Annotated in this window: 38 protein-coding genes; 37 read left to right on the forward strand and 1 reads right to left on the reverse strand. The window is 34.9% G+C overall.

Features of this window, described 5'->3' with window-relative positions:
- Positions 1–130 precede the first annotated feature (130 nt).
- From DW006_RS10770 to DW006_RS10790, 5 genes are all read left to right on the forward strand, one after another.
- Complete coding sequence (locus DW006_RS10770) at positions 131–4,570, forward strand: SdrD B-like domain-containing protein (protein ID WP_118000519.1); 4,440 nt, start codon at positions 131–133, stop codon at positions 4,568–4,570.
- Between the two features lie 259 nt (positions 4,571–4,829).
- Positions 4,830–5,579 carry a class B sortase gene (gene srtB, locus DW006_RS10775; RefSeq protein ID WP_158561123.1) on the forward strand — a complete coding sequence of 250 codons (750 nt, stop codon included), beginning with the start codon at positions 4,830–4,832 and terminating at the stop codon, positions 5,577–5,579.
- A 202-nt stretch (positions 5,580–5,781) separates the two neighbouring features.
- A complete protein-coding gene (locus tag DW006_RS10780; protein WP_118000523.1) occupies positions 5,782–6,333 on the forward strand; it encodes a DNA-3-methyladenine glycosylase I in 552 nt (183 codons plus the stop codon).
- Positions 6,334–6,440: 107 nt separating this feature from the next.
- The gene (ybaK, locus tag DW006_RS10785; RefSeq protein WP_118000525.1) at positions 6,441–6,917 is read left to right on the forward strand and encodes a Cys-tRNA(Pro) deacylase; all 477 of its coding nucleotides are present in this window, start codon (positions 6,441–6,443) and stop codon (positions 6,915–6,917) included.
- 122 nt (positions 6,918–7,039) lie between these two features.
- On the forward strand, positions 7,040–7,678 hold the full coding sequence (locus DW006_RS10790) for a 4'-phosphopantetheinyl transferase superfamily protein (RefSeq protein ID WP_118000527.1): 639 nt from the start codon (positions 7,040–7,042) through the stop codon (positions 7,676–7,678).
- Between the two features lie 196 nt (positions 7,679–7,874).
- Here the strand turns inward: DW006_RS10790 and DW006_RS10795 are convergent, their stop codons facing one another.
- A complete protein-coding gene (locus tag DW006_RS10795) occupies positions 7,875–8,735 on the reverse strand; it encodes a class I SAM-dependent methyltransferase (RefSeq protein ID WP_118000529.1) in 861 nt (286 codons plus the stop codon).
- A gap of 365 nt (positions 8,736–9,100) precedes the next feature.
- Here DW006_RS10795 and rbr point away from each other — a divergent pair, with 365 nt between their 5' ends.
- The 32 genes from rbr to DW006_RS10955 all read left to right on the forward strand — a co-directional run bounded on the left by rbr (position 9,101) and on the right by DW006_RS10955 (position 26,208).
- Positions 9,101–9,640: a rubrerythrin gene (rbr, locus tag DW006_RS10800; RefSeq protein ID WP_118000531.1), complete on the forward strand. Its 540-nt coding sequence runs from the start codon at positions 9,101–9,103 to the stop codon at positions 9,638–9,640.
- 445 nt (positions 9,641–10,085) lie between these two features.
- Positions 10,086–10,400 (forward strand): 30S ribosomal protein S10, encoded by a 315-nt coding sequence (gene rpsJ, locus DW006_RS10805; protein WP_022165565.1) that lies wholly within the window; start codon positions 10,086–10,088, stop codon positions 10,398–10,400.
- Between the two features lie 114 nt (positions 10,401–10,514).
- On the forward strand, positions 10,515–11,144 hold the full coding sequence (gene rplC, locus DW006_RS10810) for a 50S ribosomal protein L3 (protein ID WP_022165564.1): 630 nt from the start codon (positions 10,515–10,517) through the stop codon (positions 11,142–11,144).
- A gap of 23 nt (positions 11,145–11,167) precedes the next feature.
- Positions 11,168–11,788 carry a 50S ribosomal protein L4 gene (gene rplD, locus DW006_RS10815; RefSeq protein ID WP_118000533.1) on the forward strand — a complete coding sequence of 207 codons (621 nt, stop codon included), beginning with the start codon at positions 11,168–11,170 and terminating at the stop codon, positions 11,786–11,788.
- Positions 11,788–12,087, forward strand: a complete 300-nt coding sequence (gene rplW, locus DW006_RS10820) for a 50S ribosomal protein L23 (protein WP_118000535.1) — start codon at positions 11,788–11,790, stop codon at positions 12,085–12,087. Before rplD ends, rplW begins: the two co-directional genes overlap by 1 nt.
- A gap of 112 nt (positions 12,088–12,199) precedes the next feature.
- A complete protein-coding gene (rplB, locus tag DW006_RS10825; RefSeq protein WP_118000537.1) occupies positions 12,200–13,042 on the forward strand; it encodes a 50S ribosomal protein L2 in 843 nt (280 codons plus the stop codon).
- 13 nt (positions 13,043–13,055) lie between these two features.
- The gene (gene rpsS, locus DW006_RS10830; RefSeq protein WP_022165560.1) at positions 13,056–13,328 is read left to right on the forward strand and encodes a 30S ribosomal protein S19; all 273 of its coding nucleotides are present in this window, start codon (positions 13,056–13,058) and stop codon (positions 13,326–13,328) included.
- A gap of 33 nt (positions 13,329–13,361) precedes the next feature.
- Positions 13,362–13,748, forward strand: coding sequence for a 50S ribosomal protein L22 (gene rplV / locus DW006_RS10835; RefSeq protein ID WP_022165559.1), 387 nt, complete (start codon positions 13,362–13,364; stop codon positions 13,746–13,748).
- A 15-nt stretch (positions 13,749–13,763) separates the two neighbouring features.
- Complete coding sequence (gene rpsC / locus DW006_RS10840) at positions 13,764–14,411, forward strand: 30S ribosomal protein S3 (protein WP_022165558.1); 648 nt, start codon at positions 13,764–13,766, stop codon at positions 14,409–14,411.
- A complete protein-coding gene (rplP, locus tag DW006_RS10845; RefSeq protein WP_022165557.1) occupies positions 14,411–14,848 on the forward strand; it encodes a 50S ribosomal protein L16 in 438 nt (145 codons plus the stop codon). The genes rpsC and rplP overlap by 1 nt, the downstream gene beginning before the upstream one ends.
- Positions 14,838–15,047, forward strand: a complete 210-nt coding sequence (rpmC, locus tag DW006_RS10850) for a 50S ribosomal protein L29 (RefSeq protein ID WP_022165556.1) — start codon at positions 14,838–14,840, stop codon at positions 15,045–15,047. The genes rplP and rpmC overlap by 11 nt, the downstream gene beginning before the upstream one ends.
- 31 nt (positions 15,048–15,078) lie before the next feature.
- Positions 15,079–15,339, forward strand: coding sequence for a 30S ribosomal protein S17 (rpsQ, locus tag DW006_RS10855; RefSeq protein ID WP_347475138.1), 261 nt, complete (start codon positions 15,079–15,081; stop codon positions 15,337–15,339).
- Positions 15,340–15,368: 29 nt separating this feature from the next.
- Positions 15,369–15,737 carry a 50S ribosomal protein L14 gene (gene rplN / locus DW006_RS10860; protein WP_022165555.1) on the forward strand — a complete coding sequence of 123 codons (369 nt, stop codon included), beginning with the start codon at positions 15,369–15,371 and terminating at the stop codon, positions 15,735–15,737.
- Positions 15,738–15,749: 12 nt separating this feature from the next.
- Complete coding sequence (gene rplX, locus DW006_RS10865) at positions 15,750–16,061, forward strand: 50S ribosomal protein L24 (protein WP_022165554.1); 312 nt, start codon at positions 15,750–15,752, stop codon at positions 16,059–16,061.
- A gap of 22 nt (positions 16,062–16,083) precedes the next feature.
- Positions 16,084–16,623, forward strand: a complete 540-nt coding sequence (gene rplE, locus DW006_RS10870; RefSeq protein ID WP_118000539.1) for a 50S ribosomal protein L5 — start codon at positions 16,084–16,086, stop codon at positions 16,621–16,623.
- A 15-nt stretch (positions 16,624–16,638) separates the two neighbouring features.
- On the forward strand, positions 16,639–16,824 hold the full coding sequence (locus DW006_RS10875) for a type Z 30S ribosomal protein S14 (RefSeq protein ID WP_021952764.1): 186 nt from the start codon (positions 16,639–16,641) through the stop codon (positions 16,822–16,824).
- A gap of 27 nt (positions 16,825–16,851) precedes the next feature.
- The gene (gene rpsH / locus DW006_RS10880; protein ID WP_022165552.1) at positions 16,852–17,253 is read left to right on the forward strand and encodes a 30S ribosomal protein S8; all 402 of its coding nucleotides are present in this window, start codon (positions 16,852–16,854) and stop codon (positions 17,251–17,253) included.
- A gap of 104 nt (positions 17,254–17,357) precedes the next feature.
- Entirely contained in the window at positions 17,358–17,897 is a 540-nt protein-coding gene (rplF, locus tag DW006_RS10885; protein ID WP_118000541.1) for a 50S ribosomal protein L6, read from the forward strand.
- Between the two features lie 16 nt (positions 17,898–17,913).
- Entirely contained in the window at positions 17,914–18,282 is a 369-nt protein-coding gene (gene rplR, locus DW006_RS10890) for a 50S ribosomal protein L18 (protein WP_118000543.1), read from the forward strand.
- A gap of 17 nt (positions 18,283–18,299) precedes the next feature.
- A complete protein-coding gene (rpsE, locus tag DW006_RS10895) occupies positions 18,300–18,809 on the forward strand; it encodes a 30S ribosomal protein S5 (protein ID WP_118000545.1) in 510 nt (169 codons plus the stop codon).
- An 18-nt stretch (positions 18,810–18,827) separates the two neighbouring features.
- Positions 18,828–19,010 carry a 50S ribosomal protein L30 gene (rpmD, locus tag DW006_RS10900; protein WP_022165089.1) on the forward strand — a complete coding sequence of 61 codons (183 nt, stop codon included), beginning with the start codon at positions 18,828–18,830 and terminating at the stop codon, positions 19,008–19,010.
- 20 nt (positions 19,011–19,030) lie between these two features.
- On the forward strand, positions 19,031–19,471 hold the full coding sequence (gene rplO, locus DW006_RS10905) for a 50S ribosomal protein L15 (protein WP_022165090.1): 441 nt from the start codon (positions 19,031–19,033) through the stop codon (positions 19,469–19,471).
- A gap of 1 nt (position 19,472) precedes the next feature.
- A complete protein-coding gene (gene secY, locus DW006_RS10910) occupies positions 19,473–20,813 on the forward strand; it encodes a preprotein translocase subunit SecY (RefSeq protein ID WP_118000547.1) in 1,341 nt (446 codons plus the stop codon).
- Positions 20,814–20,963: 150 nt separating this feature from the next.
- Complete coding sequence (locus DW006_RS10915; RefSeq protein WP_118000549.1) at positions 20,964–21,608, forward strand: adenylate kinase; 645 nt, start codon at positions 20,964–20,966, stop codon at positions 21,606–21,608.
- 4 nt (positions 21,609–21,612) lie between these two features.
- Positions 21,613–22,362, forward strand: a complete 750-nt coding sequence (gene map, locus DW006_RS10920) for a type I methionyl aminopeptidase (RefSeq protein WP_022165094.1) — start codon at positions 21,613–21,615, stop codon at positions 22,360–22,362.
- An 18-nt stretch (positions 22,363–22,380) separates the two neighbouring features.
- Complete coding sequence (gene infA / locus DW006_RS10925) at positions 22,381–22,599, forward strand: translation initiation factor IF-1 (RefSeq protein WP_022165095.1); 219 nt, start codon at positions 22,381–22,383, stop codon at positions 22,597–22,599.
- Positions 22,600–22,782: 183 nt separating this feature from the next.
- Entirely contained in the window at positions 22,783–22,896 is a 114-nt protein-coding gene (gene rpmJ, locus DW006_RS10930; RefSeq protein ID WP_040446913.1) for a 50S ribosomal protein L36, read from the forward strand.
- A gap of 315 nt (positions 22,897–23,211) precedes the next feature.
- A complete protein-coding gene (rpsM, locus tag DW006_RS10935) occupies positions 23,212–23,580 on the forward strand; it encodes a 30S ribosomal protein S13 (RefSeq protein WP_118000551.1) in 369 nt (122 codons plus the stop codon).
- 31 nt (positions 23,581–23,611) lie between these two features.
- The gene (gene rpsK, locus DW006_RS10940; protein ID WP_118000553.1) at positions 23,612–24,007 is read left to right on the forward strand and encodes a 30S ribosomal protein S11; all 396 of its coding nucleotides are present in this window, start codon (positions 23,612–23,614) and stop codon (positions 24,005–24,007) included.
- A gap of 17 nt (positions 24,008–24,024) precedes the next feature.
- Positions 24,025–24,618, forward strand: coding sequence for a 30S ribosomal protein S4 (gene rpsD, locus DW006_RS10945; RefSeq protein WP_118000555.1), 594 nt, complete (start codon positions 24,025–24,027; stop codon positions 24,616–24,618).
- 66 nt (positions 24,619–24,684) lie between these two features.
- Positions 24,685–25,644 (forward strand): DNA-directed RNA polymerase subunit alpha, encoded by a 960-nt coding sequence (locus DW006_RS10950; RefSeq protein ID WP_022164908.1) that lies wholly within the window; start codon positions 24,685–24,687, stop codon positions 25,642–25,644.
- Between the two features lie 36 nt (positions 25,645–25,680).
- Positions 25,681–26,208, forward strand: a complete 528-nt coding sequence (locus tag DW006_RS10955; protein WP_022164907.1) for a L17 family ribosomal protein — start codon at positions 25,681–25,683, stop codon at positions 26,206–26,208.
- Positions 26,209–26,350: the final 142 nt, after the last annotated feature.

Consider the following 26,350-nt stretch of genomic DNA (forward strand, 5'->3'; position numbering starts at 1 on the left):
ATATATAAAATCCTTTATAAGTACATAAAGGATTTTATATTTTTTTTTATTACCACAAATTATTATAATATATGCGAAAAAAATAAGAAAAAAGGAGAATATTGTGGTAAAACCACACCAGGAGGTTGTTATGGGTAAGGCTAAATTAAATAAGAAATTGACATCACTAATATTGATTTTAGCATTAGTTGCAACTATTATTCCAACTAGTGTCTATGGAAATCTATTGGTGAGCAAAAACACAAAGACATTAAAGACTGCCAAAGCTGTAAGAATGGCAGCAGTAGACAGCGCTGCAGGAGGAAGTGAGGCAGCAGATGAAGCTTATATTAGTAAGCTTGCAATTATTAGTAAGAATGGAACAGTTTGGGGTGAAGGAATTGAAACAGGAACTCCAAAATTCGACGAGAATGATGAAAGAGGAAATGATTCATCAAAAAGTAATGACAGAGTAAGATCTTACGATTCTATAACCTATAATGTGGCAACAGAAATTCAATCAAGAAACAACAAGACATTTGCGGAAGGCAGAGTAGGTTACAAGGTAACTGTTGATGACGATGATGAAATACAACTAGGAATTTCATCAATGGGTTGGGTCGAAGATTTAGAGACTAAAAAAGAAAATGGTAAAAAAATATATACTTTTTATAGAAACCTTCCAACTACTAATGGGGCTGCTATTCCGGGAGGATGTACAGTACCTATTGTATTAGAAGTAGGTGGAAAAGGCGAAGGAGATATTGTTCAGCCAACTATAGAGTCATGGGTTGAAGGATATAAGGAAACAGTACAGATTGTACCAGATGAAGTAAAGGTAACATCAGTGCCAAAGTATAATATCCAATTAGTAAAGGGAACATGTAGTCAGAGAGGAACATTTGATTTTTCAACAGCTACATATAACAAGGATAAAAATAAAGTAGAAGGATATGAAGCAGTATATGGTATTGTTTTACAGTTGAGAAATGATGATTATGATAAGGGAATTAAAGGAGTGGAACTTCCAAAGGGTGATATAACATTCGATGTGGATTTCAACTCTACATTTTTTCCAACAGGTGGAACATTACAAAATATAACAGAGACATATACACCATTATTATTTTCAACAGATGAAAACAAAAATGATGCTTTGTCTGTAAAGAACATACCGGCAAGTAATGATGCCGGAGACACAGGATGTTATAACAGTGGAATTTGGAGTGCAGTTCAAAATGGTAGTAAAATATCTTTTACAGTAAAAGACTATAAGATTGATATGTCACAATTTCCAAAACATGATTTGGCCAATTCAAATCAATATAATATGAGTGACGGTAAAGTTGCCATTGGATGTTTTGCATCATGCAGAATGAAGGTCATTCAGCCAACAACAACAGTTGATGGTTCGGTTAAAATTGAGGATGAATATAATAGTAAAACAGGTGAAGTTCAAATAAATGCTACAGTAGACAATATGAAAGCTGTTGGCGTAAGTGATACGGAAACTACTAAACAGACAGTTACAACAGATGATAATCAGTCATTTGAACGTTCCTTAGTAACAGATGGAAAAAGAAGCCAGATTATTTATTTTAGTTCTAATGTAGAAGGTCATATACATTATGGCACAGATGAAGAAAGAGACAAAAATATTAATGATGGTTCAGATGCGTTAACTGTTGGCAGTAAATTTGCGTATACAATTGCCTATGCTGAAAAGGAAGTTAGTCAGAGCAATATAAATGGACATTCAATCGCAGTTAATCAGTTAGTTAAATTTGATGACAGTGCTATTGAGTTTAATATGGATAGGCAGGCTAATGCAATGTCAGGAAGAAGTGGCTCATTTGTTTATAACGCTGTTTTTGCGGCGAAGCCTGACAAAACAGGTTGGAATCATAAAGGATTAAAACCGGATGAAGAAGGCTATGATGACGAAATGCTCGATACAAAAGAGGAAGATTTGGTTTATTTTACTTCTTTGGAGGAGCTGGAAAATCACGGATATACATGTGTGGGAATGCTATATGAATGGCGTGGATGTAATACCGGTACAAAAGATACATCTATTGAAACACAGGGATTTATCCAAATAAAGAAAAATTTTGACATAACAAAATATGCCTATGGAATTACAGCTACAACTAATGCTTGGCTTATAAGCGATTATGCAGATACTGTAAGTTTTGAAGAAGGAAAAGAAGAGGAAACTTTAAAAAAATGGTATCAGTATGCAGTTTCATCTACAAATCGTTATATGCAGGGAACAGGAGCACCAACACAAGAACATACAGTTGATCTTGATCCCGGAAGAGGATACGTTAAGGCAAAATATGATGAAACAGGATATATTGGTGGCGAAAAAAATAGTTGGCCACTTGGGGACAGTGTTTACGTTGTTCCATATTATGCTAAGATTTCAAAACAGGTTGAACAGACAAACAAAACAGAAAGAAAATCAATTTATACATTAGATAATGGCGAACGATATGTTGACTTTGTTTTGGCAAGTCAGTTAGAATTTGCACAGGATGTAACTGTACCTGATGATTTTACAACAAATGTTTACATTACTGACATATTGCCTAAAGGCTTAACGTATGTTGAAGGAAGCTCGAAATATGGAGGAACATATAAAGAAAATACACCTAGTGCAGGAACAGTGACAGGTGGAGATAATATTGAACCTGAATCAATTACTAAAAACATAGACGGTACAACTACATTAAAGTGGAAAATACCTAATCAGAAAGTGACAAATGGTGATCTTCCTTCACTTCACTATAGTTGTAAAATAGGTGATGAAGAAAATCCGGAAAATGATGTGACAAATAATGCAACATTAACAAATGTTGCTAAGATTTCTACAGATGAAGATAAGAGAAAACAGGCAGCAGAACTTGGCAATTTATCAACAGCCGGAATTTCAATTGTAAAATTATCATCATTTAATATTACAAAAACAGGCACAAAAAATCTTGAAAGATTTGGAACTGCAAATTACAAAATGGTCATTAATAATTCAGGAAATACTGCAACGGATAATGTTTATGCTGTAGACTCAATGCCTGTAGATGGTGTTAATGGAACCGTTATGAAGGGTAGTTACAAAATTCTTTCAATGAAGATTAATATAAACAAAATTAAAGATATAAATGATGTAAAAGTGTATTATACAAATGATAAGACATTTGCAGGAAAGTATGCAAGCCAGATTACATTAGAGCAGGTTAAGCAGTGGTCTGTAGCAACAATTGATAAGACAACAGGTGAAATAACAGGAGAAGGGTTAACAAATGGATGGCCTGCAGCGTGGGCATTTGTAGATGATTCTCTCAAAGCTATGAGCTCTTCTATAATTGATATGACTTATAGTTTGGATGATGCAGCGGCAAATGATGTTTTATTTAACAGTTATTCTCAGGAAACATTAGTCAGTACAGCTATGAGTAAGGTTTATGATCGTTCTTTAGAAGGTAAGGTATTTATTGATAAGAACAAAGATGGAATTTTCAACAATGATGACATCGAAGTAAAGAACACAAAGGTTATTCTTTATAAAAAAGATGGTACAAAGGTTGCAGAACAGTTAACCGATGAAAATGGAAATTACAAATTTGAAAAATTAGAAGCTGGAGAATATTATGTTGATTTCGAATCAACAGAGGATGTTGATTTGTCAAAGTATAAGGTAACAAATCAGTTTGCACAGGATGATGATAAGAAGGGACATGATGATTCTAAGGCAGAAGGTGAAAGTAATACTGAAACCGGCAAACTTAATAAAGCTAAAATAACAGAAATAACCTTACCAACAATTGATGAAATGGTTGAACAAAATATTACTCATGCAGAAGTTAAGTATCAGAATTTAGGTTTACTAGATACAAGCACTGAGACAACACCACAGGTGACAACGCCTAAGGATACAACACCGGCGTCAACAACAAAAGAAACAACACCACAGACAACAACGCCTAAAGACACAACACCGGCGTCAACAACAAAAGAAACAACACCACAGGCAACAACGCCTAAGGATACAACACCGGCGTCAACAACAAAAGAAACGACACCACAGGCAACAACGCCTAAGGACACAACACCGGTGTCAACAACAAAAGAAACAACGCCACAGACAACAACGCCTAAGGATACAACACCGGCGTCAACAACAAAAGAAACGACACCACAGGCAACAACGCCTAAGGATACAACACCAGTGACAACACCACAGGCAATATCTGAAACGTCTAGTGAAAAAACAGGTGTTACAACAACTGCTGGAGAAACAAATAAAAAAACAACAAAGAAAAATAAAGGTAAAAAGACAACCAAGAAGTCACAGAGAGCCACATCAAAGAGTGGAAGTGAAAATGGTAGTTTAAATAAGAACAACAATGCTAAAGGCAAAAACAACAAAAATAATAACAATAATAGTGGAAATGAAAGTTCTTCAAATAGTGGTTCATTAAATACTGCTCAAACAGGAGAAGCATCAAACATTCTTTGGTTTATTGGAATCTTTGCATTAGCATTAGGTGCATACATTTTTTATGCATCAAGAAGAAAAGCTAACAAATAATTAAATACTCCTTTATAAATTTTGAGAGATGCTCTGACTAATACTTATCATGTATTAGCCAGGGCGTTTTTGTGTAATAAGAAATTCCTCTGCAAATTATTATTATAAAAAACCTTCCACTAGGGAGGCATCCTGATGCGAAAAGAAAGTAAAATGCTTATCCAACAATTTTATAATTGAAAATATGCATATTGAAAAAAAATCAGATAAATGTAAAATTAAAAGAGCAAAAGCAATTATACAGGTAAAGGAAACAATAATGCAAAAAGTTAAAGATAAAATAATCCCCATAATATTAATAGCAATAATGGCTGTTAGTGGCTATAAAATAGTAACGTACTTTTATCAGGCTCATGAACAGAAGAAAATTTTTACGTCAATTGAGAAAAAAATAGACAATAATCAGAAGGGGTTGGTAAAGGCTAAGGGAAATAATATTCAAAAGAAATATGCAAAGTTATACGAGGAAAACAGCGACTTTGTAGGATGGATAAAAATTAAAGGTACAAAAATCAATTATCCTGTTATGAAGACTACAAAACCCTATGATTTTTATTTAATGCACAATTTCAAAAAAGAGGACTCAATATATGGAACACCATTTGTAGGAGAAAAGTGTTCTGTTGATCCTATGGATTTTAATACTATAATTTATGGTCATCATATGAAAAACGGAACAATGTTCTCTGATTTGATAAAATACAAAAATGTGGATTTTTACAAGGAACACAAGTATGTGCAATTTGATACAATAAAAGACAGCGGGAAATATTTGGTGGTATACGCATTTGTTTCGGAAGTAAATGTAAAAAAATCCTTTGAGTATTACAACGTGGCATATTGGTCAGGTAAAAAGAAAATAAATAAATATATTAATGAAATTTCTAAACGAAGTCTTTATAACACTAATGAAAAAATAACTTATAAGGATAAAATAATTTCATTGTCAACTTGCGAAAATACAAACGAAAATAGCAGAATGGTAATCGTGTGTAAAAAAATAAAATAGTATGTTTACATAAATTGTGTGCAAAAAATGAAATAGTAAATTGTAATAGTTTTGCAAATGCTATATAATTGACTGTTGGAAATGAAAAAATGAAAACACTGGAAGTAAAAGATTCTCATAAATATTAAGAAGCAAAAACGTGAATTTTAAACAAGAATAAAAACGCAAGAAATTTGCTTGTACTAAAAGATAAGGATAAAAAATGCAGGAAGTAAAAAAGTGTCATTGGGTTAACGAAAAAAATAAAAAGTATGTGGAGTATCATGACAAGGAATGGGGCGTACCTATTCATGACGACCAAAAACTTTTTGAAATGCTAATATTAGAAGGGTTTCAGGCAGGCTTGTCATGGGAATGTGTGCTAAACAAAAGAGAAGCATTCATAGAAGCTTTTGATAATTTTGATCTGGATAAGATTTGCCATTATGATGATGAAAAGTTGGAAGAATTAAAAAACAACCCAGGCATAATACGAAATAGGTTAAAAATTGCAGCAGCCGTAAAAAACGCAAAAGCATTTAAAAATATTATAAATGAGTTTGGCAGTTTCAATAATTATATTTGGGGCTTTACAAACAATAAAATAGTATATGAATATGACAAAACTACATCACAATTGTCAGATACTATTTCAAAGGATCTAATAAAAAGAGGGATGAGTTTTGTTGGAAGCACTATTATTTATTCTTATTTACAGGCAATAGGCATAATAAATTCCCATGAACCAGGTTGCTTTTTGTTTCATGGAAATTAAAATGAAATCAATACTATAAATGCAAATTAATGCAGGTTAATATTAATATAAAATTATATTAATATTAATCTATATAAACAAAGCAAATGAAAAAGAAGGAATCTAAAATGAAAAAAGAAGAAAAAACAAATGTAATGAGAGTATTAGATAGCAAAAAGATTAAATACAAAAGTCATAACTATGTTGCTACAGAAGCAATAGCAGGAGATGAGGTGGCGAAAACATTAGGTCAGGATCCAAATGCTGTGTTTAAGACTTTGGTAACAGTGTCAAAATCAAAGAGTTATTATGTGTTTTTAGTTCCTGTTTCTAAAGAACTTGATTTAAAGAAAGCGGCAAAAGCTGTTGGTGAGAAAAAAATAGAAATGCTTAAATCAAAAGAACTGTTGCCTCTTACAGGATACATTCATGGAGGATGCTCACCGATTGGAATGAAGAAATTTTTTAAAACAACAATTGATGAAACTGCAAAAAATTACGATACAATTATGTTTAGCGGTGGAAAGATTGGTTATCAGGTAGAATTGTCTTTAACTGATTTGGAAAATGTTATAAAATTTCAACTGGCAGATATTACAGAATAATGGCAAACAATAGCCTATAAACAACAGCCGGCAAAAATCTTAACATTATAGAATTATAATGTTAAGATTTAGCAGAGATGCGGAATAATTTAAGGAAAATATAAAATAGAAGAGGAAATGAAATGAAGGTTTATTACTTTAATATAACACCACTTAGAAATAAAAATATATTTGCAGAAAAAGTAAAAGAAGTAAGTCCGAGAAGACTTGCAAAAATAGAACGTTTAAAGAAAACAGATGACAAGTTAAGATGTCTGGGAGCAGGATTGCTTATTAACTATATCCGTGAAAAATTTGATATAAGAGATGAAATAATGGTTGCCAAAAATGGAAAACCTCACTTTACAAGAACGAGGATGTCTTTTAATATTTCTCATTCTGGAAATTATGTTGTTATAGTGGTTTCGGATTTTAATATTGGTATAGATATTCAAAGAATGGAAAAACATAACCATCTTATTGCTGAAAAAAATTTCTGTGCCAATGAATGTGCTTATATCAATGAAAATGATAACTACGAAATTCAAAGACAGCGTTTCCATGAAATATGGACAATAAAGGAAGCGTACCTAAAAAATATTGGAATAGGATTAAGGAAACCTTTGAATTCATTTGAAATAGATTTAAGTCATGGCAATCCAAGAATTATCGACAATCCTGGTTATGCCATCTTACAAATAAAATTGGATAAACTTTATATAATGGCGATTTGCTCTGACATTAGGGACAAAGAATTTACTATGGAAGAAGTGGAAATCTAATTTGCAAGAATATAAAAAGAATAATTTAGAAATATAATCTAAAAGTAGATTAGTAAAATTTATAAAAAAGCAGCTATGATTTTATGTATTGTTTAAAAGGTCTTAGTAATCTGATTACTGATTAACTTAAAAACAGTATGTTAAAATCATAGCTATTTTTTTGAAATTTTAAAATTTGTTATAATATTTCACATTGTTATTTACTCCAACGTCCTGAAGCCCCACAAGGTAAAACAAGACCATTCGATGATACAGGAAGCCCAATTTCTTCTGCTTCAACTTTTCCACCAAACTTTGGCACAATAGCAGTGTTAATCATATAATTTAAAACTGCCGGTTGTAATCCGGTTGTGTATGAGTTGATTAGGAAGAACAATGGGTCATCGCTTAAAATATTTGTACATAATTCCACAAATGGAAAAATGCTTTCCTCAATTTTCCAAGTTTCTCCCTTTGGACCTCTACCGTAAGAAGGTGGATCCATAATGATTCCATCATATTTGTTTCCACGACGAATTTCTCTCTCTACAAATTTAACACAGTCATCCACTAACCATCTAACAGGTCTGTCAGCTAATCCTGAAGAAACTGCATTTTCTTTTGCCCATGTAACCATTCCCTTTGAAGCGTCAACATGTGTAACGTGAGCACCGGCTTCTAGAGCAGCCAAAGTAGCCCCACCTGTATAAGCAAAAAGGTTTAATACCTTAACAGGTCTACCGGCATTGCGAATTTTCTCTGAAAACCAGTCCCAGTTAGTAGCCTGTTCCGGAAATAATCCTGTATGTTTAAAACTAAAAGGTTTAAGATTAAATGTTAGGTTCTTATAATTAATTGTCCATTGCTCAGGCAAATTGAAAAAGTCCCATTTTCCACCGCCTTTGTTGCTTCTGTGATAGTGACCGTTGTGCTTGTGCCAGCCTTTGTTTTTCTTTGGAGTGTTCCAAATAACCTGAGGGTCAGGTCTGACTAAAAGATAGTCACCCCATCTCTCTAATTTTTCTCCTGTTGAAGTATCTATAACTTCATAATCTTTCCAATTATCTGCAATCCACATAAATTAATCCTCTTTATCGTTAAAATTTAAAGTTAAGTATTTAATAGGTTACTTCCTATTATAATATGATTTTTAATATCTTGTATGATTAGTTCATAATGCATCCTGAAATATAATATTTAAATAATTAATAATTTATTTTTAAATAATCAATAATGTATTGCAAAATCCATTATTTAATAACCGCTAATATATTAACATAGAAAGCATCAATAAACAATTAAAAGTAATTAAAGTTTATTAAGTGTTAAAAGTTGAAAAGGCTAAAAATATAAAAGAATTAGAAACAATAAAAGGTTGTTTCTATGAAGTGTTGTGTTATAATTATTTTAATTACAAAATATACAAAATTTGGAGGTAGCGTTATGACAAATAAATATGAGGGAACACAGACAGAGAAAAACTTAGAGGCTGCATTTGCAGGAGAATCACAGGCTAGAAATAAATACACATATTTTGCGTCAGTTGCAAAGAAGGAAGGATATGAACAGATTTCTTCATTATTCTTAAAGACAGCAGACAATGAAAAAGAACATGCAAAAATGTGGTTCAAAGAATTAAGCGGTTTGGGAGATACATCAGAAAACCTTGCAGCAGCAGCTGAAGGTGAAAATTTCGAATGGACAGACATGTATGAAGGATTTGCAAAGACAGCGGAAGAAGAAGGTTTCCCTGAACTAGCAAAGAAATTCCGTTTAGTTGCAGAAATTGAAAAACATCACGAAGAAAGATATCGTGCTTTACTTAAGAATATTGAAACAGCACAGGTATTTGAAAAGAGTGAAGTAAAAGTATGGGAATGCAGAAACTGCGGTCACATTTGCGTAGGAACAAAAGCACCGGAAGTTTGCCCTGTATGTAATCACCCACAGAGCTTCTTTGAAGTACATGCTGAGAATTACTAAATAGCAGAAATGTAAAACATAGGTCATGTATTGAAAACACCTTTGGCAATGTATATACTGGTTGTGTATATTGTCGGAGGTGTTTGTTTATGAAAAATAGTCAAGATATAGGATTGCCTAAATGTTTATTGAAGAAAAAAGAAACATTTTGCAAACTTAAAACTTTTTGAAAAAGGGTATTGCATTTAGAAAAGAGTTGTGTTATGATAACTCTTGCTGTGACATGATAGCGTTGAAACGTGAGGTTGCTACATTACATATATGTAGGTTTTCCGTGGAGCGAATGTCAAGTTAGGAAACTGGCGACAAGTCACTGTACAAATAATTGAGTCCACCATAGAGTGGAAACGTCCATGCAAAGTTGTAGAGAATACGACACGCACGGAAAGGTTGTACGGTCACCGCTTGTCGTGCTAAATAGTACGAAAAGGAGGCGGCTTTTTTTATGGCACAAGTAATGAGAATTACACTTAAGGCTTACGATCACAAATTAGTAGATCAGTCAGCTAAGAAAATTGTTGAAACTGCAAAGAAGACAGGAACAGAAGTTAGTGGTCCAGTACCTCTACCAACTAAGAAAGAAGTAGTTACTATTCTTAGAGCTGTTCATAAGTACAAAGATTCAAGAGAGCAGTTTGAACAGAGAACTCATAAGAGACTCATCGATATCATTACTCCAAACCAGAAGGCAGTAGAAGCTTTATCAAAGCTTGAAATGCCAGCAGGTGTTTATATTGATATCAAAATGAAAAACAAATAGTGAGAAATTATCCTTGAAGGTTTATATAGATAATTAATCAGACGGATTAGTTATGAACTGTTCTAGGATGATCGCGGAAAGCGATCCGCTGTAGATTAACAGGAGGTAATTAAAATGAAGAAAGCTATTTTAGCGAAAAAAGTTGGAATGACTCAGATCTTCAACGAAGCTGGCGAATTAGTACCAGTAACAGTTCTTCAGGCTGGACCTTGTGTAGTAACACAGGTTAAGACAGTTGAAAACGACGGTTACGATGCAGTACAGGTTGGTTTCGAAGATATCAGAGAAAAACTTGTTAACAAACCAGTTAAGGGAATGTTTGACAAGGCAGGCGTATCTTACAAGAGATATGTAAGAGAATTTAAACTCGAAGGTGAATACGCAGTTAAAGACGAAATCAAGGCTGAAATTTTTGAAGCTGGAGATAAGGTTGACGCAACTGCAATTGCAAAGGGAAAAGGATTCCAGGGCGCAATTAAGAGACATGGACAGTCAAGAGGACCTATGGCTCATGGTTCAAAGTATCATAGACATGCTGGTTCAAACGGTGCTTGTTCATCACCAAGTAAGGTATTTAAAGGAAAGAGAATGCCTGGTCACATGGGTGGCAAGAAGGTTACAACTCAGAACCTTGAAATCGTTAGAGTTGACGCAGAAAAGAACTTACTCTTAGTTAAAGGTGCTGTACCGGGACCTAAGAAAGCTTTAGTAACAATTAAAGAATCTGTTAAAGCCGGTAAGTAGTATTTGAAAGGAGGAACGCACAGATGGCAAAAGTATCTGTTTTAAATATGGAAGGAAGCGAAGTCGGAACAATCGAACTTAGCGATGCAGTATTTGGTGTTGAAGTTAATGAAAACTTAGTACATCAGGCTGTTGTAAGCCAGCTCGCAAACAAACGCCAGGGTACACAGAAAGCTAAAACTCGTTCAGAAGTTAGCGGTGGCGGAAGAAAACCATGGAGACAGAAAGGAACTGGTCATGCAAGACAGGGTTCAACAAGATCTCCACAGTGGACAGGCGGTGGAGTTGTATTCGCTCCAACACCAAGAGATTATTCATTTAAGATGAATAAGAAAGAAAAGAGATTAGCTCTTAAATCAGCATTAACATCAAGAGTTAATGAAGGAAAGTTAATCGTAGTTGATGAACTTAAGTTTGAAGCTCCTAAGACAAAGGAATTTGCAAAGGTTATGGCAAACTTAAAGGCTGACAAGGCATTAGTAGTATTAAACGAAAATGATGCTAACACAGTAAAATCAGCTAAGAACATCCCTACAGTGAAAACTGCTTTAACAAACACAATCAATGTATACGACATTCTTAAGTACGATACATTAGTAGTTGAAAAAGCAGCTGTAGCAACAATTGAGGAGGTGTACGCATAATGGCAGATATTAAATATTATGACGTTATACTTTCACCAGTTATTACTGAAAAAAGTATGAACGCTATGGCAGAAAAGAAATATACATTCTACGTTCACACAGAAGCTACTAAGTCACAGGTTGCAGATGCAGTTGAAAAAATGTTCGAAGGAGCAAAAGTAGAAAGCGTTAGCACAATGAACTTAAACGGCAAGAACCGTAGACGTGGTTATGTAACTGGAAAGACAGCAGCTAAGAAGAAAGCTATCGTTCAGTTAACAGAAGACAGTGCAGATATTGAAATCTTCGCTGGTTTATAGATTGCGGTAAGGAGGGACCCACAAAGTGGGAGGATACCTTATCGCTTACAGGAAATAGTTAGACGCAGAAACAAGCGTGATAATAAATGTTTAGTTTGAAAGGAGAATTAAAATGGGAATTAAGACATTTAACCCATACACACCTTCAAGAAGAGCTATGACTATGCTTGACAATGCAGAGATTACAAAGGCAGCACCAGAGAAGTCTTTAACAGTATCTCTCAAGAAAACAGCTGGTCGTAACAATCAGGGTAAAATAACAGTTAGACACCATGGTGGTGGTTCTAGAAGAAAATATAGAATTATCGACTTTAAGAGAAACAAAGTTGATATTCCAGCAACAGTTAAGAGTATTGAATATGATCCAAACAGAACAGCAAACATCGCATTAATTTGCTACGCTGATGGTGAAAAGACTTATATCCTTGCTCCTAACGGATTAAAAGTTGGCGATGTACTTATGAATGGTGAAAACGCTGAAGTTAAAGTTGGTAACTGCTTACCATTATCAGCTATCCCAGTTGGTACAGAAATCCACAACATTGAGTTATATCCAGGAAAGGGTGGACAGTTAGTTCGTGCTGCCGGAAACGTAGCTCAGTTAATGGCTAAGGAAGGAAAATATGCAACATTAAGACTTCCTTCAGGAGAAATGAGATTAGTACCTTTAGTTTGCAGAGCAACAATTGGTACTGTTGGTAATATTGAACACGGTCTTGTAAACATTGGTAAAGCAGGACGTAAGCGTAATATGGGTATCAGACCTACAGTTCGTGGTTCTGTTATGAACCCTAATGACCATCCACACGGTGGTGGTGAAGGACGTGCACCAGTTGGTCGTCCAGGTCCATGTACACCTTGGGGTAAACCAGCACTTGGCTTAAAGACTCGTAAGAAGAATAAGAAGTCAAACAAGATGATCGTTAGAAGACGTGACGGAAAGAACATGAAATAGGAGGTAGAAACTAATGGCTAGATCATTAAAAAAAGGCCCATTTGCGGATGAGAGCTTAATGAAGAAGATTGAAGCATTGAACGAAACTGATGAAAAGACAGTTGTTAAGACTTGGTCAAGACGTTCAACAATTTTCCCACAGATGGTTGGACACACAATCGCTGTCCATGATGGTAGAAAGCATGTTCCAGTATATGTTACAGAAGATATGGTTGGACATAAACTTGGTGAATTCGTTTCTACTAGAACTTACAGAGGACACGGAAAAGACGAAAAGAGAGGTTAAATAACCGTTAGAATTTGAAAGGAGGTCTCATCTATGGCAAAAGGACATAGATCCCAGATAAAGAGAGAGAGAAATGCTAATAAAGATACAAGACCATCAGCTAAGTTATCTTACGCTAGAGTGTCTGTACAGAAGGCATGCTTCGTTTTAGATGCCATCAGAGGTAAAGATGTTGAAACAGCAATCGGTATTTTAACATACAACCCAAGATATGCATCAAGCGTAATTTTGAAATTATTAAATTCAGCTATTGCAAATGCTGAAAACAACAATAACATGGATGTTAGTAAACTTTACATTGCAGAATGCTATGCAAATTCAGCACCTACAATGAAGAGAATCAAACCTAGAGCACAGGGTAGAGCTTATAGAATCTTAAAGAGAAACAGCCACATTACTATTGTGCTTGATGAGAGATAAGATAGGAGGCAAAGTATGGGACAGAAAGTTAATCCACATGGATTAAGAGTCGGAGTTATTAAAGACTGGGACTCAAGATGGTATGCAGAAGCTGATTTTGCTGACAACCTAGTTGAAGACTACAAAATCAGAACATACTTAAAGAAGAGATTATACAGTACAGGTGTTTCTAAGATTGAAATCGAAAGATCATCTGACAGAGTAAGAGTTAATGTTTACACAGCTAAGCCTGGTCTTGTAATCGGAAAAGGTGGCGCTGAAATAGAAAAAGTTAAAGCTGAAGTTCAGAAAATGACAGATAAGAAGTTGTTCATGGACGTTAAAGACGTTAAGAGACCTGATAAGGATGCACAGCTTGTTGCAGAAAACATTGCACAGCAGTTAGAAAACCGTGTATCTTTCAGAAGGGCTATGAAGTCTGCAATGTCTAGAACAATGAAGGCTGGAGCTTTAGGAATTAAGGCTTCAACATCAGGACGTCTTGGTGGTGCTGATATGGCTCGTACAGAGTTCTACAGCGAAGGAACAATTCCACTTCAGACATTACGTGCTGATATCGATTATGGTTTCGCGGAAGCTGATACAACTTACGGAAAAGTAGGTGTAAAGGTTTGGATTTACAACGGCGAAATACTTCCAACTAAAGAAGGGAGCGATAAATAATGTTAATGCCAAAAAGAGTTAAACATAGAAAACAGTTCCGTGGTTCTATGAGAGGAAAAGCAACTAGAGGAAACAAGATTTCATATGGTGAATATGGTATCGTAGCAATGGAACCTGGTTGGGTTAAGTCAAATCAGATTGAAGCTGCCAGAATTGCTATGACACGTTACGTAAAGCGTGGTGGTAAAGTTTGGATCAAGATTTTCCCAGACAAGCCAGTAACAGCTACACCAGCTGAAACTCGAATGGGTAAAGGTAAAGGTGCACTTGAATATTGGGTAGCAGTAGTTAAGCCAGGAAGAGTAATGTTCGAAATTTCAGGAGTCCCTGATGAAGTGGCTAAAGAAGCATTACGTCTTGCAACACACAAACTTCCAATTAAATGCAAGGTTGTATCTCGTGAAGATTTAGAAGGCGGTGATAACAGTGAAAATTAAGGAATATGTAGAAGATTTAAGAGCAAAATCAGCTGCAGAATTAGAAGATGAATTAGTAGCTGCTAAAAAGGAACTTTTCAATTTAAGATTCCAGAACGCAACAAACCAGTTAGATAACACAAGCAGAATTAAAGAAGTTAGAAAAAACATTGCCAGAATTCAGACTTTAATAGTTGAAAAGGCAAATGCTGCTGAATAGTTACAGGTTAATCCCTAATTAAGAAAGGAGAATTGTTGTGGAAAGAAATTTAAGAAAAACACGTACAGGAAAAGTTGTCAGCGACAAGATGGATAAGACAATCGTTGTTGCTGTAGAGGATCATGTAAAGCATCCTTTATATAACAAAATCGTTAAGAGAACTTACAAATTAAAAGCTCATGACGAAGAAAACCAGTGCGGTATCGGTGATACAGTAAAAGTTATGGAAACAAGACCACTTTCAAAGGATAAGAGATGGAGACTTGTTGAAATTATTGAAAAGGCTAAATAGGCCTTATATAGAGATAGGAGGAATACAGCATGATTCAACAGGAGAGTAGACTTAAAGTTGCTGATAATACAGGCGCTAAAGAATTACTTACAATCAGAGTAATGGGCGGATCTACTAGAAGATATGCTAACATTGGTGATGTTATCGTTGCTACTGTTAAAGATGCAACACCAGGCGGAGTTGTCAAAAAAGGTGACGTTGTAAGAGCCGTAGTAGTTCGTACTGTTAAAGGCGCTCGTCGTAAAGATGGTTCATACATCAGATTTGACGAAAATGCTGCTGTAATTATAAAAGATGATATGTCCCCAAGAGGAACTCGTATTTTTGGGCCAGTTGCTAGAGAATTAAGAGATAAGAAATTTATGAGAATAGTATCTTTAGCACCTGAAGTTTTATAGGAGGTACGCATAATGTCAGCTATGAAGATTAAAAAGGGCGATACTGTAAAGGTTATCGCAGGTAAAGATAAAGGTAAAGAAGGTAAGGTTGTTGCCGTTGATGTTAAAAAGGGTACAGTAACAGTTGAAGGTGTTAATATGCATACAAAGCATACTAAGCCAAGTGCTCAGAACCAGAACGGTGGAATCGTAACTCAGGAAGGACCTATTAATGTATCTAACGTTATGCTTGTTGTAAAAGGACAGGTTACAAGAGTTGGATTCAAAGTAGAAGATGGAAAGAAAGTACGTATTGCCAAGAAGACAGGCGACGTAATCGATTAATTGAGAGAGGAGGTCCAGAAAGTTGAGCAGACTTAAAGAAAAGTATTTAAACGAGATTAAGGATGAAATGCAGAAGAAGTTCGAGTATAAGAATGTTATGCAGATTCCAAAACTCGATAAGATTGTTATAAACATGGGTGTTGGCGAAGCAAAGGAAAACGCTAAAATCTTAGACACAGCTGTTAAAGATCTTGAAACAATTACAGGTCAGAAGGCTGTTGTAACAAGAGCTAAAAATTCAGTAGCTAACTTCAAGTTAAGAGAAGGACAGCCAATCGGATGTAAGGTTACTCTTAGAGGAGAAAGAATGTATGAATTCTTAGATAGATTAGTAAATCTAGCACTTCCTCGTGTAAGAGACTTTAGAGGTGTTAATCCAAATGCATTTGATGGAAGAGGAAACTACGCTCTTGGTATTAAAGAACAGATTATTTTCCCAGAAATCGAATACGATAAGGTTGATAAGGTTAGAGGTATGGACATTATCTTTGTTACTACAGCTAACACTGATGAAGAAGCTCGTGAATTATTGGCACAATTTAACATGCCATTTGCAAAGTAATTAGGAGGTAGACCCATGGCTAGAACTGCTATGAAAGTTAAACAGCAAAGAAAAGCTAAATTCTCAACACAGGCTTACAACCGTTGTAGAATCTGTGGTCGTCCACATGCTTATTTAAAGAAATACGGAATCTGCAGAATTTGCTTCCGTGAATTAGCATATAAAGGACAGATACCAGGCGTTAAGAAAGCAAGCTGGTAAGAGAAAATTTGAAGGAGGAAGTAAACTATGACTATGAGTGATCCAATCGCAGATATGCTTACAAGAATTCGTAATGCAAATACTGCAAAACATGATACTGTAGATGTTCCTGCATCAAAGATGAAATTAGCTATTGCTGAAATTCTTGTAAATGAAGGATATATCACAAAGTATGAAGTTTTAGAAGAAGGAAACTTCAAGACAATTAGAATCACATTAAAATATGGTGCAGACAAGAACGACAGAGTTATTACAGGAATCAAGAAGATTTCAAAACCTGGTCTTCGTGTTTATGCTGGAAAAGATGAATTACCAAGAGTTCTTGGTGGACTTGGAACAGCAATCATATCAACAAACAAAGGTGTGATTACAGATAAAGAAGCTAGAAAAGCAAACGTAGGTGGAGAAGTTCTCGCATTCGTTTGGTAATTAATTTAAACAGTGTAATATGAACAAGTGAATATGAAGAGAAATCTTCATTATTCACACTATGTTCATCACTATTTAGACGAAATATAAGGAGGTAAGGCGAAATGTCACGTATAGGAAGAATGCCTATCGCTATTCCATCAGGTGTAACTGTTGAAGTAGCAGAAAATAATAAAGTGACTGTCAAAGGACCAAAGGGAACTCTTGAAAGAGTTTTACCAGAGGCTATGGACATTAAAGTTGACGGTGAAGAAGTCGTTGTATCAAGACCAAATGATTTAAAGAAAAACAAAGCTTTACATGGTCTTACAAGAACACTTATTTACAACATGGTTGTTGGTGTAACAGAAGGTTACGAAAAGAAACTTGAAGTAAATGGTGTTGGATACAGAGCACAGAAACAGGGTAAGAAGTTAGTACTTTCACTTGGTTATTCACATCCAGTTGAAATGGAAGATCCAGAAGGAATCGAAACAGTTCTTGATGGACAGAACATAATCATTGTAAAAGGTATTGATAAAGAAAAAGTAGGCCAGTACGCTGCAGAAATCAGAAGTAAGAGAGAACCTGAACCATATAAGGGTAAGGGTATCAAGTACGATACTGAGGTTATCAGACGTAAAGTTGGTAAGACTGGTAAATAATAAAGGAGTGTAGAGAATGGTTAGTAAGAAATCTAGAAGCGAAATTCGCGTTAAGAAACATAACAGACTGCGTAATCATTTAAGTGGAACAACTGAGTGTCCACGTTTAGCAGTTTTTAGAAGTAATAATCATATGTATGCTCAGATTATTGACGATACAGTTGGAAAAACTCTTGTAGCAGCATCTACAGTAGAAGCTGACGTTAAGAAAGAGTTAGAAAAAACTAATAACGTTGATGCCGCAGCATATGTTGGTAAAGTTATTGCAGAAAGAGCAGTTGAAAAAGGTATTAAGGAAGTTGTATTTGATAGAGGCGGCTTCATTTACCAGGGAAAAGTTCAGGCATTAGCAGACGCAGCTAGAGAAGCTGGTCTGGAATTTTAGTTGAGGAGGTAACACACATGAGACGTGATATAATTGATGCAAGTCAGTTAGAGTTAGAAGAGACAGTAGTATCTATCAAACGTGTTACTAAGGTAGTAAAGGGTGGACGTAATATGCGTTTCGCAGCTTTAGTAGTAGTTGGTGATAAACATGGACACGTTGGTGCAGGTTTAGGAAAAGCAGCTGAAATTCCTGAAGCAATTCGTAAAGGTAAAGAGGATGCTATAAAGAACCTTATTACTGTTCCTATGGATGAAAACAATAGTATTCCATACGACATTATTGGAAAATTCGGAAGTGCAGAAGTACTTCTTAAGAGAGCTAAAGAAGGTACTGGAGTTATCGCCGGTGGTCCTGCACGTAGTGTTGCAGAATTAGCTGGTATCACAAACATTCGTACAAAGTCTTTAGGTTCAAAGAATAAGCAGAACGTAGTTCTTGCTACAATTGAAGGATTAGCTGCATTAAAGACTCCGGAAGAAGTAGCTACACTTCGCGGTAAAACTGTAGAAGAGATTTTAGGCTAATAAGGGAGGTAATTAGAAATGGCAGATAAATTAAGAATTACTTTAGTAAAATCAACAATTGGAGCAGTTCCAAAGAATAAAAAGACAGCTGAAGCTTTAGGACTTACAAAGCTTAACAAGACAGTTGAAATGCCTGACAACGCTGCAGTCAGAGGTATGATTCAGAGAGTTAGACATTTAGTTAAAGTTGAAGAAATTTAATTTAGATAGGAGGTGCGACAATGGATTTATCAAATTTAAAGCCTGCAGAAGGTTCAAAGCATAGTGATAATTTCAGAAGAGGCCGTGGACATGGTTCAGGAAATGGTAAGACAGCTGGTAAAGGTCATAAAGGACAGAAAGCTCGTTCAGGAAGCCCTAGACCTGGTTTCGAAGGTGGTCAGATGCCATTATATAGAAGAATTCCTAAGAGAGGATTCACTAATATCAATACAAAAGATATCGTTGGTATCAATGTTACTGCATTAGAAAGATTCGAAAATGATACAGTTGTTACAGTTGAAACATTACTTGAAGCAGGTGTAATCAAAAATGCTAGAGATGGCGTTAAGATTCTTGGGGATGGTGAATTAACTAAAAAGCTTACAGTAAAAGTAAATGCATTTAGTGAAGTAGCTAAGGCAAAAATCGAAGCGGCAGGCGGAACTTGCGAGGTGATCTAATATGTTAGAAACCTTCAAGAAAGCATTAAAAGTTAAAGAAATCAGAAAAAGATTATTATACACATTTTTTATATTAATAGTTGTGAGACTTGGTTGTCAGATCCCTATTCCATTTGTGAATGGGGACGCAATCGCTCAGGTTATGAGAAACTTTGCAAATGAGAACTTTAGTTTCTTCTCAGCTATTACAGGTGGTTCGATGGAAAAGATGTCAATTTTTGCTCTTAACATCACACCATACATCACAGCATCAATCATTATGCAGTTGTTAACAATTGCTATACCAAAACTTGATGAACTTCAAAAAGATGGTGAAGAAGGTAGAAAGAAAATCGCTGAAGTTACACGTTATTTAACAGTAGCATTAGCATTAATCGAATCTACAGCAATGATTATCGGTTTCGGAAATCAGGGAATTTTCGATACAGATGCTGTTAAATACTCAGCAATGCACGACATTAGAAAATGGGGTGTAATTGTAACAGGTATTTTAGCAATGGCAGCCGGTTCTGCAGTATTAATGTGGATTGGTGAGCAGATTACTGAAAAGGGTGTAGGAAATGGTATTTCTATCGTTCTTACAATTAACATCATTTCAGGTATGCCTAGTGATATTGCTAACTTATTCAAGAACTTTGTATTTAAAGAAGGAATGTCAATCGGTGGTAGATTATTATCAGCATGCGTTATTTTGGGCGTTATAGTTGGTATCATCGTATTGGTAGTAATTCTTCAGGGCGCAATCAGAAAGATTGCAGTACAAATGTCTCAGAAGGTACAGGGAAGAAGACAGGTAGGAGGACAGCAGTCAAATATACCTCTTAAGGTTAATACTGCAGGTGTTATTCCAATTATCTTCGCTTCATCATTATTACAGTTCCCTGTAGTAATTGCATCATTCTTTGGTAAGTCACCTGAATGGTCACATTACTTAAGCCAGTCATACTGGTGTAATCCTTCAAATATTAAATATTCAATTGGTTTTGTAGTATACTTATTATTAGTAATATTCTTTGCTTACTTCTATACTTCAATAACATTCAACCCTCGTGAAGTTGCTAAAAACTTAAATGACAGAGGTGGATTTATACCTGGTATTAGAAGTGGTAAGCCAACTGTAGAATATTTAACAAATATTTTGAATTACATTATTTTAATTGGTGCTATTGGTCTTATTATTGTAGCCGTTATCCCAATTTTAGCTTCTGGTATTTTCGGAGCACAGGTTGGATTCGGTGGAACATCTATTATCATCATTGTTGGTGTTATCTTAGAAACACTTGAAACAATTAAGTCAATGGTAACAGAAAAGAATTACAGCACAATTAAAGGAATATTTTAACATAAGTTTAGGGGACGGTGTTGCACTGCCCCCTAAATGTACTATAATTTGAAATTTTTAATAGTAACTATTGCAAATCCATGTTTATTTATGCTTTAATAGAAGTTATGAGAATATTTATAACGTTTATTAATGTAGAAGGAGGCAAATATGAAAATTGTAATGCTTGGAGCACCTGGTGCCGGAAAAGGAACACAGGCAAAGATGATTGCTGAAAAATATAGTATTCCTCATATTTCAACAGGAGATATTTTTAGAGCAAACATTAAAAATGGTACAGAATTAGGAAAAAAAGCAAAGTCTTTTATTGATAAGGGACAGTTAGTTCCCGATGAATTAACATTAGACTTGATTATGGATAGATTTAAAGAAGACGATTGCAAAAACGGATATGTTTTAGACGGTTTTCCAAGAACTATTCCACAGGCAGAAGCTTTAGATGAAGCTTTGAAGGCAAATGGAGAAAAAGTTGATTTTGCAATCGATATTGATGTTCCGGACGAGAACATCGTTAGAAGAATGGGCGGAAGACGTGCATGTGTAAACTGTGGAGCTACATATCATATTGTTTACAGCCCAACAAAGGTTGAAGGAAAATGCGACGAGTGCGGAGAAGAACTTATTGTAAGAGATGATGATAAGCCTGAAACAGTATTAAGCCGTTTGGAAGTTTATCATAATCAGACTCAGCCACTTATTGATTACTATAATGAACAGGGCATCTTAAAGAGTGTTGATGGAACAATTGATATGAAAGATGTATTTAATGAAATAGTAAAGATATTAGGAGCATAAGAAAATGCCAGTAACAATTAAATCAGAAAGAGAAATTAATTTAATGAGAGAGGCAGGAAAGATTCTTGCTAAAGTTCACGAACAGCTTGCACAGGAAGTAAAGGCAGGCATGTCATCTTATGAAATAGATAAGATATGTGAAGAAATTATTAGAAGTTATGATTGTATTCCTTCATTTTTAGGTTACGAAGGATATCCGGGAAGTGTGTGCATTTCAATTAATGATGAAGTTGTACATGGTCTTCCAAACAAAGATAAAATTGTCAGAGATGGCGATATTGTAAGTTTAGATACAGGTGTTATTTGGAAAGGCTATCAGTCAGATGCCGCAAGAACAATTGCTATCGGAGAAATCAGCAAAGAAGCACAGCAGTTAATTGATGTAACAAAGCAGAGTTTCTTTGAAGGTATAAAATTTGCAAAAGAAGGAAACCATCTATATGATATATCTGCAGCAATCGGTGATTATGCAGAAAAATTTGGATACGGTGTTGTAAGAGAATTAGTAGGTCATGGAATTGGTACAGAAATGCATGAAGATCCACAGATACCAAACTTCAGACAGAAGAGACGTGGCATGAAGCTTCAGGCAGGCATGACACTTGCTATTGAACCAATGATTAACATGGGAAGACCTGATGTTGCATGGACTGATGATGACTGGACAGTTGTAACAGATGATGGTTCATTATCAGCACATTATGAAAACACAATTCTTATTACAAAGGGTGAACCGGAAATCTTATCACTCTAAAATTTAGGAGGAACAAAAATGTCAAAGGCAGACGTAATTGAAATTGAAGGAAAAGTTGTTGAAAAATTACCAAACGCAATGTTTAAGGTAGAATTAGAAAATGGACATATTGTTTTAGCTCACATTAGTGGTAAATTAAGAATGAACTATATTAAGATTTTACCGGGTGATACAGTAACAATTGAAATGTCACCATACGATCTTTCAAAAGGAAGAATCATCTGGCGTGATAAATAAGCAACGCATTTCTCAATAAAAGAGCAAACTTGTGCTCGCACAAGAGTTGCTCTTTTATTTGGAAATTAACTTAGGTAACTATTAATTAAAATAAATTAATAAAATTTCAAAAAAGTTCTTGTAATATTTTGAAAACTATGATATTATCATACTCGGACTTTTTTGTGGAAGGAGGATTTTACTGTGAAAGTTAGATCATCAGTTAAACCAATTTGCGAAAAATGCAAAGTCATTAAAAGAAAAGGAATCGTAAGAGTAATTTGCGAAAATCCAAAGCACAAACAGCGTCAGGGCTAATTTATAAGTTTTTGATATAAAGTGAATGATTTTTATTGTTCACTTGTTTGTGTGTTTGTAGTTATTATATGTATTATAACTACATTTTAGCATGCGGCTGCAGTAATTCTAGTGTTACATAGTATCTAGTGTGATAGAGAATTACTATTATAATATGAGGGTATTATTCCCGGAGATTAGTAGAAAATTTGCTGAACTACTAATACGAAGAAACTTTAAACTGTGAATTTTTGGATGCGTACACATTTCAGACGTGTTACACACGGGCTACGTTATTTAATGATTCATACAAATTAACTAATGGAGGTTATACACATGGCTCGTATTTCAGGTGTTGATTTACCAAGAGAAAAGAGAGTTGAGATTGGCTTGACTTATATTTATGGTATCGGTATTTCAAGTTCTAAAAAGATTTTAGCTGAAGCTGGTGTAAATCCTGACACAAGATGTAAGGATTTAACTGACGAAGAAGTTAAGAAGATTAGTGAAGTTATCGATGCAAGTCAGACAGTAGAAGGTGATTTAAGAAGAGAAATCGCTTTAAACATTAAGAGATTACAGGAAATTGGATGCTATAGAGGTATCCGTCATAGACGTGGACTTCCTGTTCGTGGCCAGAATACAAAAAATAATGCCAGAACAAGAAAAGGTCCTAAGAGAACTGTAGCAAACAAGAAAAAATAGTTAGAAACCCATAAGGGAGGTTAGTTTAGAAATGGCTAAGAAAGTTACAAAGAAAGTGACAAAGAAGCGTGTTAAGAAAAACGTTGAACACGGACAGGCACATATCCAGGCATCATTTAATAATACAATTGTCACATTGACAGATGCTGAAGGAAATGCTTTATCATGGGCAAGTGCTGGCGGTCTAGGATTTAGAGGTTCAAAGAAATCTACTCCTTATGCAGCTCAGATGGCAGCAGAAACTGCAACAAAAGCAGCTTTAGTTCATGGTTTAAAATCAGTAGATGTTATGGTTAAGGGTCCAGGATCAGGTAGAGAGGCAGCTATTCGTGCCCTTGCTACATGTGGTCTTGAAGTTACATCAATTAAGGACGTAACTCCAGTTCCTCATAATGGATGTCGCCCACCAAAACGTAGAAGAGTCTAATTTAGGAGGGAATAGAAATGGCAGTAAATAGAGTTCCTGTTCTTAAAAGATGTAGATCACTTGGTTTAGATCCAATTTATTTAGGAATAGACAAGAAATCAAATAGAAATTTAAACAGATCTAGTAGAAAGATGAGTGAATATGGTCTTCAGTTAAGAGAAAAGCAGAAAGCTAAATTCATTTACGGCGTACTAGAAAAGCCTTTTAGAAATTACTACAAGAAGGCACAGAGACAGCCTGGACAGACAGGTGAAAATCTTATGATTATGTTAGAAACTCGTCTTGACAACGTAGTATTCCGTATGGGATTCGCTAGAACAAGAAAAGAAGCTAGACAGATTGTAGATCATAAACATGTTTTGGTAAACGGTAAGCAGGTAAACATTCCTTCATACCTTATCAAGGCTGGTGATGTAATTGAAATCAAAGAGGACTGCAAGGGTTCACAGAGATACAAGGACATTATCGAAGTTACTGGTGGAAGAACAGTCCCAGCATGGGTTGAAGTAGACCAGGATAATCTTAAGGGTGAAATCAAAGAACTTCCTAAGAGAGAAGAAATTGATGTACCTGTAGATGAAATGCTTATTGTTGAATTATATTCTAAATAATATATATTTATTTATATTATTGTTCCCAATAAGTTTAAGCAATTCCCAAAAAAGGAGGGGCTATTAGTGTTCGATTTTGAGAAACCAAATATTTTAGTAGAAAAATCAGATGATGGAAGATACGGTAAGTTTGTAGTAGAACCACTTGAAAGAGGTTATGGTACAACACTTGGAAATGCTTTAAGAAGAATTATGCTTTCATCTTTACCTGGATCTGCTGTAAGTCAGATTAAGATTGACGGAGTTCTTCATGAATTTAGTACAATTCCAGGAGTTAAGGAAGATGTTACAGAAATAGTTTTAAACATAAAGCAGTTAGAAATTAAGAATACCAGTGCAACAGATGAACCTAAAATTGCTCATATTGATGTTACTGGCGACCAGGTAGTTACAGCTGCCGATATCCAGGTAGATTCTGATATTGAAATTTTAAACCCTGATTTGGTTATTGCAACACTTAACGGTGGTGCTGATAGCAAACTTAGTATGGAGTTAATCATTACTAAGGGAAGAGGTTATGTAAGTTCAGATAAGAATAAAAACGATAACTTACCTATTGGAGTTATTGCTGTAGATTCAATCTACACACCAGTAGAAAGAGTTAATATGGCTGTTGAAAATACTCGTGTAGGTCAGGTTACTGATTTTGATAAGCTTACATTAGATGTATATACAAATGGTACATTAGATACTGATGAAGCTGTAAGTTTAGCATCAAAAGTTCTTTGTGAACACTTAAAATTATTCATTGACCTTTCAGAAACTACAAAGGACATTGAAGTTATCGCTGAACCAGTTGATGATGAAATTGATAAAGTGTTAGAAATGAACATTGATGAATTAGAGTTATCAGTTCGTTCATACAATTGTTTGAAGAGAGCAGGTATCAATACAGTTGAGGAATTAGTAAATAAGACTTCAGATGATATGATGAAGGTTAGAAACCTTGGTCGTAAGTCATTAGAAGAAGTACTTGCTAAGTTAAAAGAACTCGGCCTTGGATTGAAACCAAGCGACGAAAACTAATAAACTAGAGTTTGTTAGCATTATGGAGGTAAGAAAATGGCAGGTTATAGAAAACTTGGAAGAACTTCAAGTCAGAGAAAAGCTTTAATTAGAGGTCAGGTTACTAGTCTTTTAAATAACGGCAAGATTGTTACTACTGAAACAAGAGCTAAGGAAATCAGAAAAGTTGCAGAAGGTCTTATTGCATTAGCAGTTAAGGAAAAAGATAACTTTGATGAAGTTGAAGTAACAGCAAAGGTTGCTCGTTTAGATAAAGATGGTAAGAGAGTCAAAGAAGTTGTTGATGGCAAGAAAGTAACAGTTTTCGATGAAGTAAAGAAAACTATTAAGAAAGATCAGCCTTCAAGACTTCATGCAAGACGTCAGATGAATAAAGTTCTTTACACAGTAACAAATAATGAAACTGGAAAGAAGAAAGATGCTAAGAAGGTAGACTTAACAAATAAGTTATTTGACGAAATTGCTCCTAAGTATGCAGATCGTAACGGTGGTTACACAAGAATCGTAAAGATTGGCCAGCGTAAAGGTGATGCAGCTATGGAAGTATTACTTGAATTAATCTAGTTGCGAAGCTTTGAGCGAAGCGATTTAATATTATAAAAAGAGAAGTATAAGTGCTGTATGCGTCTATACTTCTCTTTTTGGTTTGTAATTTAATTGAATCAAGACAATAAAACTAAAATTTATTGTCTGCAAAATTACAAAG

The sequence above is a fragment of the Eubacterium sp. AF36-5BH genome (assembly GCF_003460505.1).
Classification (GTDB): Bacteria; Bacillota; Clostridia; order Lachnospirales; family Lachnospiraceae; genus Eubacterium_G.